General features: G+C 64.5%; 14 protein-coding genes and 1 pseudogene. 14 read left to right on the forward strand and 1 reads right to left on the reverse strand.

The features are described 5' to 3' along the window. Positions 1–86: 86 nt before the first annotated feature. The 12 genes and pseudogenes from ACUSIJ_RS09015 to ACUSIJ_RS09070 all read left to right on the forward strand — a co-directional run. A complete protein-coding gene (locus ACUSIJ_RS09015; RefSeq protein WP_449308052.1) occupies positions 87–1,214 on the forward strand; it encodes a thiolase family protein in 1,128 nt (375 codons plus the stop codon). An 11-nt stretch (positions 1,215–1,225) separates the two neighbouring features. Then, on the forward strand, positions 1,226–1,633 hold the full coding sequence (locus ACUSIJ_RS09020) for a Zn-ribbon domain-containing OB-fold protein (RefSeq protein ID WP_449308053.1): 408 nt from the start codon (positions 1,226–1,228) through the stop codon (positions 1,631–1,633). 82 nt (positions 1,634–1,715) lie between these two features. Beyond that, complete coding sequence (locus ACUSIJ_RS09025; protein WP_449308054.1) at positions 1,716–3,191, forward strand: FAD-dependent oxidoreductase; 1,476 nt, start codon at positions 1,716–1,718, stop codon at positions 3,189–3,191. Positions 3,192–3,303: 112 nt separating this feature from the next. Beyond that, entirely contained in the window at positions 3,304–4,728 is a 1,425-nt protein-coding gene (locus ACUSIJ_RS09030) for an MFS transporter (protein ID WP_449308055.1), read from the forward strand. A gap of 36 nt (positions 4,729–4,764) precedes the next feature. Continuing rightward, positions 4,765–4,887 (forward strand): hypothetical protein, encoded by a 123-nt coding sequence (locus ACUSIJ_RS09035; RefSeq protein ID WP_449308056.1) that lies wholly within the window; start codon positions 4,765–4,767, stop codon positions 4,885–4,887. Between the two features lie 336 nt (positions 4,888–5,223). Next, on the forward strand, positions 5,224–5,490 hold the full coding sequence (locus ACUSIJ_RS09040) for a hypothetical protein (RefSeq protein WP_449308057.1): 267 nt from the start codon (positions 5,224–5,226) through the stop codon (positions 5,488–5,490). After that, positions 5,477–6,886 (forward strand): MmgE/PrpD family protein, encoded by a 1,410-nt coding sequence (locus ACUSIJ_RS09045; RefSeq protein WP_449308058.1) that lies wholly within the window; start codon positions 5,477–5,479, stop codon positions 6,884–6,886. The genes ACUSIJ_RS09040 and ACUSIJ_RS09045 overlap by 14 nt, the downstream gene beginning before the upstream one ends. A gap of 16 nt (positions 6,887–6,902) precedes the next feature. Continuing rightward, positions 6,903–7,715 (forward strand): glutaredoxin family protein, encoded by an 813-nt coding sequence (locus ACUSIJ_RS09050; RefSeq protein ID WP_449308059.1) that lies wholly within the window; start codon positions 6,903–6,905, stop codon positions 7,713–7,715. A 157-nt stretch (positions 7,716–7,872) separates the two neighbouring features. Continuing rightward, positions 7,873–9,045, forward strand: coding sequence for a mandelate racemase/muconate lactonizing enzyme family protein (locus tag ACUSIJ_RS09055; protein WP_449308060.1), 1,173 nt, complete (start codon positions 7,873–7,875; stop codon positions 9,043–9,045). 261 nt (positions 9,046–9,306) lie between these two features. Then, positions 9,307–10,056, forward strand: coding sequence for a dienelactone hydrolase family protein (locus ACUSIJ_RS09060; RefSeq protein ID WP_449308061.1), 750 nt, complete (start codon positions 9,307–9,309; stop codon positions 10,054–10,056). 12 nt (positions 10,057–10,068) lie between these two features. Continuing rightward, entirely contained in the window at positions 10,069–10,374 is a 306-nt protein-coding gene (locus ACUSIJ_RS09065; RefSeq protein ID WP_449308062.1) for a DUF6295 family protein, read from the forward strand. A 25-nt stretch (positions 10,375–10,399) separates the two neighbouring features. Continuing rightward, positions 10,400–10,522: pseudogene (locus tag ACUSIJ_RS09070) on the forward strand (IS66 family transposase); the annotation flags it as partial. A 47-nt stretch (positions 10,523–10,569) separates the two neighbouring features. On the opposite strand, the gene ACUSIJ_RS09075 reads toward ACUSIJ_RS09070, so the two are convergent. After that, positions 10,570–11,028, reverse strand: a complete 459-nt coding sequence (locus ACUSIJ_RS09075) for a hypothetical protein (protein WP_449308063.1) — start codon at positions 11,026–11,028, stop codon at positions 10,570–10,572. Positions 11,029–11,255: 227 nt separating this feature from the next. Between ACUSIJ_RS09075 and ACUSIJ_RS09080 the strand changes: the two genes are divergently transcribed. Together ACUSIJ_RS09080 and ACUSIJ_RS09085 are read left to right on the forward strand one after the other, a co-directional pair. Beyond that, complete coding sequence (locus tag ACUSIJ_RS09080; protein ID WP_449308064.1) at positions 11,256–12,293, forward strand: methionine ABC transporter ATP-binding protein; 1,038 nt, start codon at positions 11,256–11,258, stop codon at positions 12,291–12,293. Then, a complete protein-coding gene (locus tag ACUSIJ_RS09085) occupies positions 12,293–12,961 on the forward strand; it encodes a methionine ABC transporter permease (RefSeq protein WP_449308065.1) in 669 nt (222 codons plus the stop codon). The genes ACUSIJ_RS09080 and ACUSIJ_RS09085 overlap by 1 nt, the downstream gene beginning before the upstream one ends. Positions 12,962–13,050 lie beyond the last annotated feature (89 nt).

Below are 13,050 nucleotides of genomic sequence, written 5' to 3' on the forward strand. Positions count from 1 at the left end.
GGCGGAAGGAAATCCGGCCGGCTGGCCTACAGACCCCACCCGGCCGGGCGGCTGGGTCCCGCAATCGAGAATCGATGGAAGACGCGATGTACAAGAGGTCAGAACTCAAGGACAAGGTTGCCGTTATCGGGGTGGGAAATACCCCATATGGCAGCTTTCCCGAAACCGACGATTACGGCCTGGGTGCCCAGGCGTTCAAGGCGGCGGTGGAGGACTGCGGCATCGACAAGAGCAAGATCGATGGTCTCTTGGTGTGCCGCATTCCTTCCTATGTGCGCATGGGAGAGGTGCTGGGCATTGATCCGCGCTGGACCGTGACCATGCCCGGCCACGGCCGTATGTCGGGCATGGGCATCATAGAGGCGGCACTGTCGCTGATCGCGGGCGAGACGACGCATGTGGCGCTCGTCTACGGAAACATAGGCCGTTCGCGGCGCATGTACTACGGCGGCGAGAACGTCTCCCCCTGGGATCCGTGGGGAATGACGTCGCCCGGAGCCGGCCACGCGATGGCGTTCCGGCGGCATATGGAGATGTTCGGCACCACGACACGGCAGCTCGCCGAGGTGTCCGTGGCCATCCGTCACCATGCCTGCCTCAACCCCGACGCGGTGATGAAGCGGCCGATCACCATCGACGAGCATGAGGAGGCGCGCTTCATCACCGCGCCGCTGCGGCTGCTCGACTATTGCCTCATCAACGACGGAGCCGTCTGCATCATCATGACCACGGCCGAGCGCGCCAAGGACTTCCGCAAGCCGCCGGCCCTGCTCTCCGGCTGGGGTGGGCGCGAGAGCTTCAAGAGATCCTCGCTGGGCAATTTCGACATGAACTTCTGGCACGACGCAGTGAGCACCGCCGGTCGTGAGGCCTACGAGATGGCCGGCGTGTCGCACGATGAAGTCGATGCGCTCATGGCATACGACAATTTCTCCCCCACCGTGCTCTTCAGCCTCGAAGGGCTGGGCTTCTGCAAGCAGGGCGAATCGGGAGCCTTCGTCGAGGGCGGAGCGCTCAAGCTGGGGGGCAGGCTGCCCACGAACACCGACGGCGGGCACCTGTCCAATTCCTACATGCAGGGCTGGGCGCTGAACGTCGAGGCGGTGCGCCAGGTGCGCGGCGAGTGCGGCGAGCGTCAAGTGCCCGGCTGCGAGGTGGTGCAGTATGTCCAGGCGACACCCTGCACGCGTTCGATCATCTACACCAGGGGTTGAGGAGGAGCGCCATGACGACGACCTACGCCAAACCGTTGCCCAAGATTAACCCGCTCAACAAGCCCTTCTGGGATGCCGCCCGGGAGGGACGCCTCGTCATGCAGAAGTGCTCCGAATGCGGCGATATCCACTTCCCGCCCGGACCGGTCTGCCCGAAATGTTTGAGCGAGGCGCAAGAATGGGTGCCCGTCTCCGGCAAGGGGACGCTGCAGTCGTGGATCGATTTCCATCGCGCCTACTGGCCCTCCTTCGCCGACAGCCTGCCTTACCGGGTGTGTCTGATCGAATTGGAGGAGGGACCGCTTCTGATCAGTAACCTCGTCGGCGACTCGGAAGGCGCAAAGCTGGGCGCTCCGGTCCATGTGGTGTTCGACAAGGTTACCGACGAGATCACGTTGCCGAAGTTCACGCTGACCTGACCCCCGCCGGCCGGTTCTTCAGCGTCCGGCCGGCGGATTTCAGATACGCATGCCAGCGACCGGGGAGACAAGGGAGACGCTCATGAGTCTGAGGATGAAGAAGACGAACAAGACGGTGCGCAAGGACGTGCTGGTCATAGGCGGCGGCACGGCCGGCTTCGCGGCGGCCATCGCTGCCGCGCGCAATGGCGCCGACGTGCTTGTGCTCGAGCAGCGCGACCATCTCGGCGGCACCCATTCCGGCGGCATGGTGATGATGATCCGCTCGATGCGCCATATGAAGGCGCCGGTGGGCTTCGAGCAGAAGAAGCTGCTGATGACGACATATGAGAGCTCCTTCGACGACGAGCAGCTCGTTCGCTCGATCGCCCAGGAATACATCGACCGGATGCTGAGCATCGGCGCGGCCTGGGGCCAGACCGGGCAGGCGACCGCGCGGCAGATGTTCGACCCGGAAGTCGCCAAATGGGTCATCCAGCAGATGGTCGAGGAGGCGGGCGCGGAAATCTGGCTCAATTCCCAGGTGACCGACCTGCTGCGGGAGGGCGACAAGGTGACGGGCGTCGTTCTCGACAGCCTGCGCGAGCGCGTCGAGGTGCACGCGACGATCCTGATCGATTCGACCGGCGACGGCGACATCGCAGCGGCGGCCGGCGCCTCATTCCAGTTCGGCTCACCCGATGACGGCCTGTGCCAGCCGATGAGCCTCTATTTCGGCGTCGGCGGTGTCCAGCTCGACAAGACGCTTGATTATATGCGGACCCACCCGGAGGAGTTTGGCCAGGAATATGTCGACCGTCTGCTGCAGATGCGGGCGGAGGACAAGCCGTTCACCATGTTCCCTTTCAAGAACAAAATCCGCGAGGCGCTGGCCAATGGCGACTATCCGCTCCCGCTCGGTCTCGAGACGGTCAATCCGGACACGCTGAGCTACATCGTGCGGCCGATGTTCAGGAACGGCAGGCTGCGTTACGACGTGACCTACCACAACATGGACATGGCCTACAACATAGACGCCACCGACAGGATCGAGCTGACGCGCGCCACGCTCTCGATGCGGGACATGGCCAACCGCATGACGGCGTTCTATCGGAAGTACATTCCCGGCTATGAGGACTGTTACCTGTCGCACACCGCGCAGTCGGTCGGTATCCGCGACAGCCGCCGCATCGACTGCGACTACACGCTCACGGTGGATGACGTACTCGCCGGCCGCAGCTTCCCGGACGGCATCGGCCGCTACGGCAGCGTGATGGACGTGCATGACAAGTCCGGCAAGAAGTCACTTTCCCTTACCGAGGTGGGTGGATCCGGGTGGTTCCACATCCCCTTCCGCTGCCTGCTGCCCAAGGGCGTCGAAAATGTGATAGTGGCCGGGCGCTGCATCTCGGCCGATTACCACGCCCAGGGGAGCGTGCGCTCCCAGGCGGCGGCGATGATGACCGGACAGGCGACCGGAACGGCCGCCGCACTCGCGGTGCGCCAGAAGCGGATGCCGCGGGAGCTGGACATCGCCGAGCTCCAGAGCGTCCTGCGTTCGCAGGACCAGGTGATCTGACCCCCAGGCCGGCGCCGGCTTCTCCCGGCTCCGGCCGGTTTCCGGGGGGATGGCCCCGAAGAGAGCCGGACCGTGCGGCAGGCCCGTTATCCCCGACGCCACGGATACGATCTTGAACCGAACCGTCCCTCTCATCCTCGCGGTTGCCCTGTTCATGGAGAACATGGACTCGATGATGATCGCGACGTCGCTGCCGGCGATCGCCGCCGATCTCAAGACGAGCCCAATCGCGCTGAAGCTGGCGTTCGCCGCCTACTTCGTCTCGCTGGCCATCTTCATCCCTGTCAGTGCCTGGATGGCGGACAAATTCGGCGCCAAGCGCGTGTTCCGCGTGGCGATCGGCATCTTCATCGTCGGCTCGGTCCTGTGCGCGGTGTCGGGCTCGCTCACGGCTTTCGTGATATCGCGCTTCGTGCAGGGCATGGGCGGCGCGATGATGACGCCCGTCGCCCGGATCATCCTCGTGCGCATAACCCAGAAGCGCGACTTGCTGTCGGCAATCACCTGGCTGACTTTCCCGGCCCTGGTCGGACCGCTCCTCGGGCCGCCCGTGGGCGGGTTCATCACCACATTCTTCAGCTGGCACTGGATCTTCCTCATCAACGTGCCGATCGGGCTGCTGGGCATCCTCGTCACGGGGACCTATCTTCCCCATGTGCCGCCGACGCAGGTGGGGAGCGTCGATTTCACGGGCTTCACCCTATCGGCGGTTGCCGCTTCCGGCATTGTTTTCGGCCTCTCGGTGATCAGCCTGCCGGCGCTGCCTCCGGTGGCGGGAGTGGCCACCACGGTCGCGGGTCTGGCAGCGCTGGCGCTATATGTCCGCCACGCGCGCCGCTGCCCGCATCCAATCCTCGATCTCACGCTGTTCTCGAACCTGGCATATCGAACTGCCGTTGCCGGCGGCTCGGTCTTCAGGGTCGGCAACGGCGCGCTGACCTTCCTGCTGCCGCTCATGCTCCAGCTCGGCTTCGGTCTGTCGCCGCTCGAATCCGGCATGCTGACCTTCGCCACGGCCATCGGCTCGGTGATCGTCAAGATGATGATCCGCTTCTTGCTGAGGACGGGCGGCTTCCGCATGGTGCTGATCGCCAGCGGAATCCTTTCGGGCATCTTCATTGCGATCATCGCCGGCTTTACGCCCTCCACGCCGGCGATGGTCATCATCGCGGTGTTCGTCGTCGTCGGCTTCGCCCGCTCGATCTTTTTCACCTCCCTCACCTCACTGACCTTCTCCGAGGTGGACGAGCATTCTGCAGGTCAGGCGGCGGCGATCTCGGCGGTCACCCAACAGGTCAGCATAGCGCTCGGCGTCGCGGTCGGCGGCGGCGTCCTGGAGGTCGTCTCGGACCTGTCCGATGATGGGACGATCACCCTTGCCGCCTTCAAGGTCGCCATCCTCATCGTCGCGGGGGTCACGGCGCTCGCGTCGATCTTCTTTTTCCGTCTCGCGCCGGACGCCGGCAGCGACGTCTCCGGACATCGCCCGCGCATCCTGTCTCCTGCCCGTCCGGACGATCCGCCGACCGCAACCTAACTGTGGCAGCAGCCGGAGGTGTTCCAGGCGCTGGCAATGAGTTTCTGCCTCGTCATCTGGCCGCTCAGCCTGGCCTTTCTGCTGGTGACTGTGGCGCTGCTCATCCGGAGCGGTTGGCGCAGCCGGCGGCAAGAGCGGCACGAGGCGGCGGCGACCTGAGCGCGGCCGTCACGCCTGCGCCCGACCTCTGGCTGGAGGTTGCGGCGGGGATTGACAGTTTGTTGTCGGGCGTGATTGAATGAATTCATAATACAATCTGTGGTGACAGGCATTGCACCAACAGGCATTGCACCAGAGGAGGAAGCGCCAGCCCCTGCTTTGTTTGCGCGACGCGTCTGCTGCGCTGCCGGCGTCTCGCGCCAGGCCGGGATGACCGGTGTCCGGGATTGCAGCAGAACCGTTTGCCCTGCGGCCGTCCGCGATTTGCGCGGGACCGCAGTGTTTGCGGGACCGGTACGGGGCGATGGCTGTCGGCAAGGGAGGGAGGAAGGAAAGATGGCGACCTATCCCGACCCGCGCTGCGAGGAGGCTGCGCCGGGTTGGCCGTGCGACGGGAAGCTGATGGAGCTGCTCGGCCAGCTGCAGCTACGCGCCTGCGAGACGGTGCCTTTCGCGCGTATCGGCCAGTACTTCCAGCCAGCCGCTTGCCGAAGCAACGTCACAGGCGTCATCAAGGCCGGACTGCCCGTCTACTGGAACATCTCAAAAAATAAAACCGGCGACCCCGGTTTGACGACAGGAGGTCTCTATGAACGTCAATAGCAAGAATGTCCAGGCTGAGCGGGAAGACATTGTGGCTGAGCTGTGCGGCCATGTGGTTTCCACGACGCTCGACGATATTCCCGGCCCGGTGCGGGAGCGCATCGGCGAGCATGTGATGGACGTGCTCGGCGTCGGGCTGGCCGCCTCCGGCGAGCCGGCGGGCCGGATCGTGGCCAGCATGTTTCCGGGCCGCGAGACCGGATCGCGGATCATCGGCGACGGCAAGCGGGCCGAGCCCTGGGACGCCGCATGGGCGAACGGCACGCTCTGCCACCTGCTCGACTTCGACGACGCCGGCTTCACCCATCCGAGCGCCTGCACCGTGCCGGCCGTTCTCGCCGCCGGCGAGCGGCAGAACGCCACCGGAGCCGACTTCGTCGTCGCCATGGCGGTCGCCTATGAAGTCTTCGCGCGCCTCATCCGCTCGTTCCGCTTCTACGACGGCGCGTTGAAGAAACGCGGCGTCCATACGATGAGCGTGGTCGGTGGCATCGCGGCCGCCGCGGGCGTGGGCAAGCTGCTGCGCCTTGACAAGGACCAGCTTTTGGTCGCGGTCGGCCTGGCGGCCTCTCAGAGCTTCGGCGTGATCGAGCATTTTGGCACCTGGGCCAAGCCCGCCCATGCCGGGAACGCGGCCCGTGCCGGCGTTTTCAGCGCCATGCTGGCCGAACGCGGCTATCAGGCGAGCCGGACAGCGGTGCTCGGGCACTACGGGCTTTTCAATGCCCTGCTCGGGGAAGGCAATTATGACATCGCCAAGATGGATACCCCCTGGGGCGGGAGCTGGGCGATCGAGAAACCGGGCATCGGCATGAAGGCCTTTCCCCTGTGCAATTGCGCGCAGCGCGCGGCGCGCGCCGTGGTCGACCTGCGTCGCGACAGGCTGCACGATCCGTCCGCGGTCGAGCGCGTCGAGGTCTCGCTGACGCAGGGGCTGATGGAAAATCTGCATGTGGACTGGCCGCAACAGGGCCTCGGGGGCAAGTTCAGCATCAGGTATGTCATCGCCGCAGGTCTGGTCGACGGGGATGTCACCATCGACAGCTTCAGCGACGCCTCCCTGGAGCGCCCCGAGATCCAGGACATGATGGGCCGCATCGAGGTCGCCGTCCTGGACGGCGGCTACGAGGACAACGAGTTCAGGAAGGCGACGCCCATTCGCATCTCGCTCAGGGACGGGTCGACGCTGGAGCTAAATGAACGCAGTCCGCTCGGCTCTCCGGACAACCGCATGAGCCGGGCCGACGTGGCGAGCAAGTTCGCCGCCTGCGCTGGCCGTGTCCTGGACAGCGCGCAGGTGCACAGGTCCATAGCCTTGATAGAGAACCTCGAGGATACGAACGTCAGCCAGCTCGTGGACGCGCTCGTGGCCGGAAGCGCGTTGCCGCGGCCCTGAAGGAAGGCTCTGAAACATGCATACGCAGATCATCAGGATGCAGGGCACGCGCGCGTCTTCCCCGGTGGAGCCGCGGCCCGACATATCGGTCTACTGGAAGCCGGGTTGCTCGATGTGCCTCAAGGTGAAGGAATTCCTCACCGACCTCGGCGTCACATTCGAGTCGCTCAACGTCGCCGCGAATCCGGATGCCCTTGACGAGTTGATGGCCTCGGGCGTGCGGGGCCTGCCCGTGGTCAGACGCGGCGAGGAAATGATCATCGCCCAGTCGCTGGACGATCTGGCGGAATTCGTCGGTGCCGCGCATGATGTGGCCGCGCGCGAGAAGCTTACCCAGGAGCAGTTGCTCGACCGCTGGGGCGAGGTGCTGGATCGGGCCCGCGTGATCATCGTCGACTTCACCGAGGAACAGTTGGAACGGCAAGCCATCCTCGGCCGCGACCGCACCATCAAGGAGCTCAGCTCGCATGTCTTCCAGATCCCCGAAGCATTCCTGACGATGGTGGAAGAGGGCAGAACCAACATCCGCGAGATGATGGGGAGGCCGAGAAGCGACATCGTGACCCGGAATGATCTCCACGCCTATGTGCAGAAGATCGATGCGCGCTATCGCGACTGGCGCCGGCGGGGAGGCGAGAGCGCCATCGGCGATCACATCACGACCTTCTGGGGCACGCAGCCGTCGCATCCCGTGCTGGAGCGCTTCGTCTGGCACTCGACCCAGCATTCACGCCAGCTCGACGTGATCGCCGCAGGAATGGGCGCCGAGTTCCGGATTCCGCCCGAGCTCTATGCCGGCCTACCGCTGCCGAATCGCCTGTGGGCATGAGCGTGCGGGGAACGGTGCCTGCCGATTTCCCCCCACGAGCGGCGCGTGGATTGCGAGCGGCGGGTGGATTGACCGTCCTTCCCGGGCGGTTTCCCGGCGCTCGTGAATGAATTCATTGTCAGCAACCAACCGCTAATACAGGAAATGAGTCGCGATCATGAAGATAACCGCCATCGAAACCCATCTCGTCTCCTCGCCGCTCGACACGGTCTGGCAAACCGGAATCGGCACCGGCACGCGGCGTGACGAACTGCTGGTGGTCGTGCGGACCGATGAGAACCTCTACGGCATCGGCTCCTCCTATCACGCGCATGCACCGCTGGCCGTCAAGGGCATCATCGATGAAAAGCTTGCGCCGATGGCAATCGGCGAGGACGCACTCGATATCCAGGGCGTCTGGGAGAAGCTCCACTACGGTTCAGTCTATCTGGGCTCTTCGGCCGTCTCGGCGATCTCAGGCATCGATATCGCGCTGTGGGACATTCTCGGCAAGGTCACCGGCCAGCCGATCGCGCGCCTGCTGGGCGGCGGCGGGGTCGACAGGGTCGTGGCCTATGTCGGCTGCATGGTGCTCGGCCACAAGCCGATGGACGAACTGATGGCGGAGGTGCAGTCCTATCTCGACCTTGGCTACAAGGCGCTCAAGGTGCGCGGCGGCGCCGGCGTCGAGCGTGACATCAAGGTGGTCAAGGCCGCCCGTAAGCTCGCCGGTCCCGACATCGACATCATGATCGACATGAACGCCAGCTACTCTTGGCCCGAGGCGGTGCGCGTTGCCAGGGGCCTGGGCGAGGTGGGGGCCTTCTGGATGGAGGATCCCTTCGACTTCACCGTCGCCAACCACCATGACGACGTCGGCCGCCTGACGAAGCTGGCGCTGGTCCCGATTGCTTCCGGCGGCAATGTCTACTCCCGCTATGACGTGCGCAACCTGATAGAACGGGGCGGAGTCGACTTCATCACGCCGGACGCCGTCAAGTGCGGCGGCATCTCCGAGGCGCTGAAGGTCGCCCATCTTGCCAGCGCCTACAACATGCTAGTTGCGCCGCATACGTTGAACGGGCTCGGCCAGGTCGCGAACGTACATTTCGCGGCGGCGATCCCAGCCCATGTCCGTGCCCATGTCGAGTGGGATCCGACCCCGCACAACCCGTTGCGTGACGAGCTGCTGACCAATCCAATCAAGGTAGTCGACGGCTTCCTCGAGGTGCCGACGGCGGCGGGCCTTGGCACCGACCTTAACTGGGAGGTCGTGCGTCAGCTTCCCTTCTCCACTGGCGAGGAGATCAAGGGCCACGGCAAGCGGCGTTCGCGGCGGTGGAACAGATGAGCCGCCGTCATTGGAGCATGCTGTCTTTTCACGGAAACGACAACATGCTATAACTTGTTGATTTTGAACGATAATCTCTCTAACATCTGGTTGCGCGGCCAAGTCGCGCAACTGAAACAACCTCTGGGCAACCCCATTGGTTCGCCCACGTTTGTTGCGTTCGGAATGCGTTTGTCGAATACTGGCCGTCTGGGATAACCGAGCGGCGCCACGATGCGCGAGAGACGATCAAGGGCGCGTTGCACCTGCGGAGGCATAGTGATGTCGTTCTATCGAGGCATGATCTGCCAGAATGTGACCATCGCGGGCGACCAAGGAACCCCGATAACCGCTTATGCGGCCAAGCCGGAGGGTACGGGTCCCTTTCCCGGTGTGGTTCTCGTCCACCATCTCCCGGGGTGGAGCGAGTTCTATATCGAGACTGCAAGACGCTTCGCCCATCACGGCTATCTTGCGATCTGCGCTAATCTCTATCAGCGCGCCGGCGAGGGGCACCCCGACGATGTCGCCGCCAGGGTGCGCGCCGAGGGCAGCGTTCCCGACACTCAGGTGATCGGTGACACCGAGGCTGCGGTCAAGTGGGTGCGCACGCAGCCCGAGAGTAATGGCAAGGTCGGCATTTTCGGCTCCTGTTCCGGCGGCAGGCATGCCTTCCTTTATGCCTGTCGGAAGGCGGACATCGATGCCTGCGCCGATCTCTGGGGCGGCCGTGTGGTGATGGGCGAGGAGGAACTCAACGCCAAGACTCCCGTTGCGCCAATCGATCTGACGAAGAGCCTCTCCTGCCCGTTGATCGGCATCTTCGGTAACGACGATCGCGCGCCGAGCCCCGAGCAGGTGAACCAGCACGAAGCCGAACTCAGGAAGTACGGCAAGACCTACGAGTTCCATCGCTATGATGGAGCCGGGCACGGTTTCTTCTATTGGCACCGGCCGCTCTACCGTCCCGAGCAGGCCATGGACGGATGGAGCAAGATACTCGCTTTTTTCGAGAGGCATCTGGCAAAATAGGAGGCGCCGGGTATGTGTACGTCCATTGTCGAAATCGTCCGTGCGCAAGGTATGGCCAAGCGGGGCGACGAATGGTTCCCGCTTTCGCAGGCGGTGGTCGCCTACGATCATGCTCGCCATGCACCGTTGGGCGATGTCGTGACGCTCGACTTCATCAACACCGCATTGGAACCCGGAGCACGGGCCGGCATCGAGCTGACCCTCGAAACAGCCAAGGAACTACGCGATGCTCTCGACCGGGCGATTGCCGCCGCCGAGTTCGAGGAGGCGGAAGTGAGGGGCAAGGGCGCAGCACCCCACCTCAACCGGGCGGCGTGACCGGCAAAACAAGCAGGGGGGACACGACCGTCCCTTTGGTGCCAGCGCACCGCCAGCTGCGTTGTTCCACTTCTCCCTCACCCGGGAGAAGCAGCATCCCGACGAGCATCTTGCCAAATGGCAGAGCATCCTGCAGGGGGATGCCTACGCTCGACCGCTGATACCGGTTCACCCGGTCTTCGGCGGATCGCCCGCTCACCTGCCGTATTCCATCCATGTCCAGCCGAGGCATTGCAGCCAGGCGCCCGTCCATGAGGCGGCGTCCGGGTGCTTGAGCGCGCCGGGTTCGGGGCGATCGGCGATCCATGGTTCCGGCGGCGGGAGAGCGGGGTCGGTCGCCAGCGGCAGCCGCGCGCTGCGATGCATCTCCCGCCATAGCGCCAGCCCGGCGGTCGGCCCGCGCGCCACCCCCACCGTCAGAATCGGAATCCGCCGCAATAACGGGCCAAACCACAGGGTGATCTTCAGATCGTCACGGTAATGCGATCCGTCGATCAGATATCCCTGCGCGTCCGGCACCGGCAGCACGCCGCCCAGCAGCACGCCGTCGAGCAATTCGGCGCATGCCGCGATGTCATGGTCCGAGACCGCTTCGCGCGCCAGGGGCACGACGTGGCCGGTCGTCAGCGTGACGTGTTGGAGACGGTTCGTCATCTGGTTCTCGCAGTCCTGTAACACGCGCGGATTCCGCCCCGCGCGGATCCCTATGTCGTCGCCAATCGATATGACACACGCCCTGGTTGACACCCCTGCCGCCGCCTGTGCAAGTGCTGAATTCCGGCAGGCATCGCGCATGCTTCTCGTTGACAATCCGCTATAACAGATGATAGAAATTATAGAATAAGTATTTTGGTCAGCGCCGTCGCTGAGTGGACTTGAACTTGATAACACTAAGCAATGCTTCGAAACTATTCACCACCGCGTCCGGCTCGATCACGGCTCTTGACGATGTAACGCTCACGGTCGAACGCGGGCAGATCTATGGCATTATCGGCTATAGCGGCGCCGGCAAGAGCACGCTCATCCGGCTGCTGAACGGGCTGGAGCGTCCGGACAGCGGCTCCGTCGTCGTCGGCGGGCTCGATCTGTCGCGCGCCTCCGAGGCGGAACTCGCGCGGGCACGGCCCAAGATCGGCATGATCTTTCAGCATTTCAACCTGCTCTGGTCGCGCACGGTGGCGCGCAACATCGCCTTCGCGCTCGAGATCGCGGGGGCGGACAGGGCCGTCATCGCCCAGCGCGTCACGGAGCTCGTGCGCCTCGTCGGGCTGGAGGGACGGGAAGACGCCTATCCTTCCCAGTTGAGCGGCGGGCAGAAGCAGCGTGTCGGCATCGCCCGCGCGCTCGCCAACCGGCCCGATGTGCTGCTGTGCGACGAGGCGACTTCGGCGCTCGACCCCGAGACCACCGATTCGATTCTCGACCTGCTGTCGGACATCAACCGCCGCTTCGGCCTCACCATCGTGCTGATCACCCACGAGATGCACGTGGTGCGGCGCATCTGCGACGCGGTCGCGGTCATGGAGGCGGGGCGGATCGTGGAGCAGGGCCGGGTGGCCGACATCTTCGCCAATCCGCGCCAGCCGGTGACCCGGCGTTTCGTGCGTCAGATCGCCGAACTGGAAGAGACGAAGGAGACCGGCGCCACCTTCGATCCCTACGCCATCGACATCGGATCGGGCGCGCTGGTCAGGCTTGTCCCCTCGGGCCCCGGGGCGCGCCAACTGGTGCTGGCCGATGTCGCGCGGCGTTTCGGCCTGTTCATCGACATCCTGCATGGGCAGCTCGCGTTCACGCGCGAAGGCGCTGCGGGCGAGCTCTATGTCGAGGTGCCGGCGAAGGGCGAGGAACTCGTCGCGGTGCTCGCCTATCTCGCCGAGCGGGACATCGCCTCCGAAATCGTGCGGCGGGGTGACTGATGCTGGAAGCGCTCTTTCCCAATGTCCGCCTCGATCCGCTGCTGCAGGCGACGTACGATACCGTCTACATGACCGCGCTCGCCGGCGCGGCGACGTTCCTTCTGGGGCTCGTTCTGGGCGCGCTGCTGTTCCTCACCGGGCCGGGGCAGCTGCTGGCGAACCGTTTCGTGTATGGAACGCTGTCGATGTTCAGCAACATCTTCCGGTCGATTCCCTTCATCATCCTCATCGTGCTGCTCATCCCGCTCACCAAGCTTCTGGTGGGGCGGATTCTCGGCGTCAACGCGGCCCTGCCGGCGCTGATCGTGGGCGCGGCCCCCTTCTACGCGCGGCTCGTCGAGATCGCGTTCCGCGACGTGGACAAGGGCGTCATCGAAGCGACGCGCGCCATGGGCGGCGGCATCTTCACCATCGTGTTCAAGGTTCTCATCCCGGAATCGTCGCCGGCGCTCGCGGCGGGGCTGACGGTGACGCTCATCTCGCTGGTCGGCTTCACCGCCATGGCCGGCGTCATCGGCGCCGGCGGGCTCGGCCATCTCGCCTATCTCGAAGGCTTTCAACGCAATAACGCCGACGTGACGCTGGTCGCGACGGCAACCGTTCTCGTCATCGTGTTCGCCATTCAGTTCGTCGGCGACTGGGTGACGCGAAGGCTCGATAAACGTTAGCGCGGCGGGCTGAAAATCTGATCGGTGCTGCCGCGCCATCCCTTTGTTTGAGCATCGAATTCATCCAAAAAACGGTACCCATTCTTTGG

Source organism: Pseudochelatococcus sp. B33, assembly GCF_053570585.1.

Bases quoted from the DNA above. Each gene is read 5' to 3' on its own strand.
- ACUSIJ_RS09015 (WP_449308052.1), top strand. From the start codon at position 87: ATGTACAAGAGGTCAGAACTCAAGGACAAGGTTGCCGTTATCGGGGTG.
- ACUSIJ_RS09020 (WP_449308053.1), top strand. From the start codon at position 1,226: ATGACGACGACCTACGCCAAACCGTTGCCCAAGATTAACCCGCTCAAC.
- ACUSIJ_RS09025 (WP_449308054.1), top strand. From the start codon at position 1,716: ATGAGTCTGAGGATGAAGAAGACGAACAAGACGGTGCGCAAGGACGTG.
- ACUSIJ_RS09035 (WP_449308056.1), top strand. From the start codon at position 4,765: ATGAGTTTCTGCCTCGTCATCTGGCCGCTCAGCCTGGCCTTTCTGCTG.
- ACUSIJ_RS09040 (WP_449308057.1), top strand. From the start codon at position 5,224: ATGGCGACCTATCCCGACCCGCGCTGCGAGGAGGCTGCGCCGGGTTGG.
- ACUSIJ_RS09045 (WP_449308058.1), top strand. From the start codon at position 5,477: ATGAACGTCAATAGCAAGAATGTCCAGGCTGAGCGGGAAGACATTGTG.
- ACUSIJ_RS09050 (WP_449308059.1), top strand. From the start codon at position 6,903: ATGCATACGCAGATCATCAGGATGCAGGGCACGCGCGCGTCTTCCCCG.
- ACUSIJ_RS09055 (WP_449308060.1), top strand. From the start codon at position 7,873: ATGAAGATAACCGCCATCGAAACCCATCTCGTCTCCTCGCCGCTCGAC.
- ACUSIJ_RS09060 (WP_449308061.1), top strand. From the start codon at position 9,307: ATGTCGTTCTATCGAGGCATGATCTGCCAGAATGTGACCATCGCGGGC.
- ACUSIJ_RS09065 (WP_449308062.1), top strand. From the start codon at position 10,069: ATGTGTACGTCCATTGTCGAAATCGTCCGTGCGCAAGGTATGGCCAAG.
- ACUSIJ_RS09075 (WP_449308063.1), bottom strand. From the start codon at position 11,028: ATGACGAACCGTCTCCAACACGTCACGCTGACGACCGGCCACGTCGTG.
- ACUSIJ_RS09085 (WP_449308065.1), top strand. From the start codon at position 12,293: ATGCTGGAAGCGCTCTTTCCCAATGTCCGCCTCGATCCGCTGCTGCAG.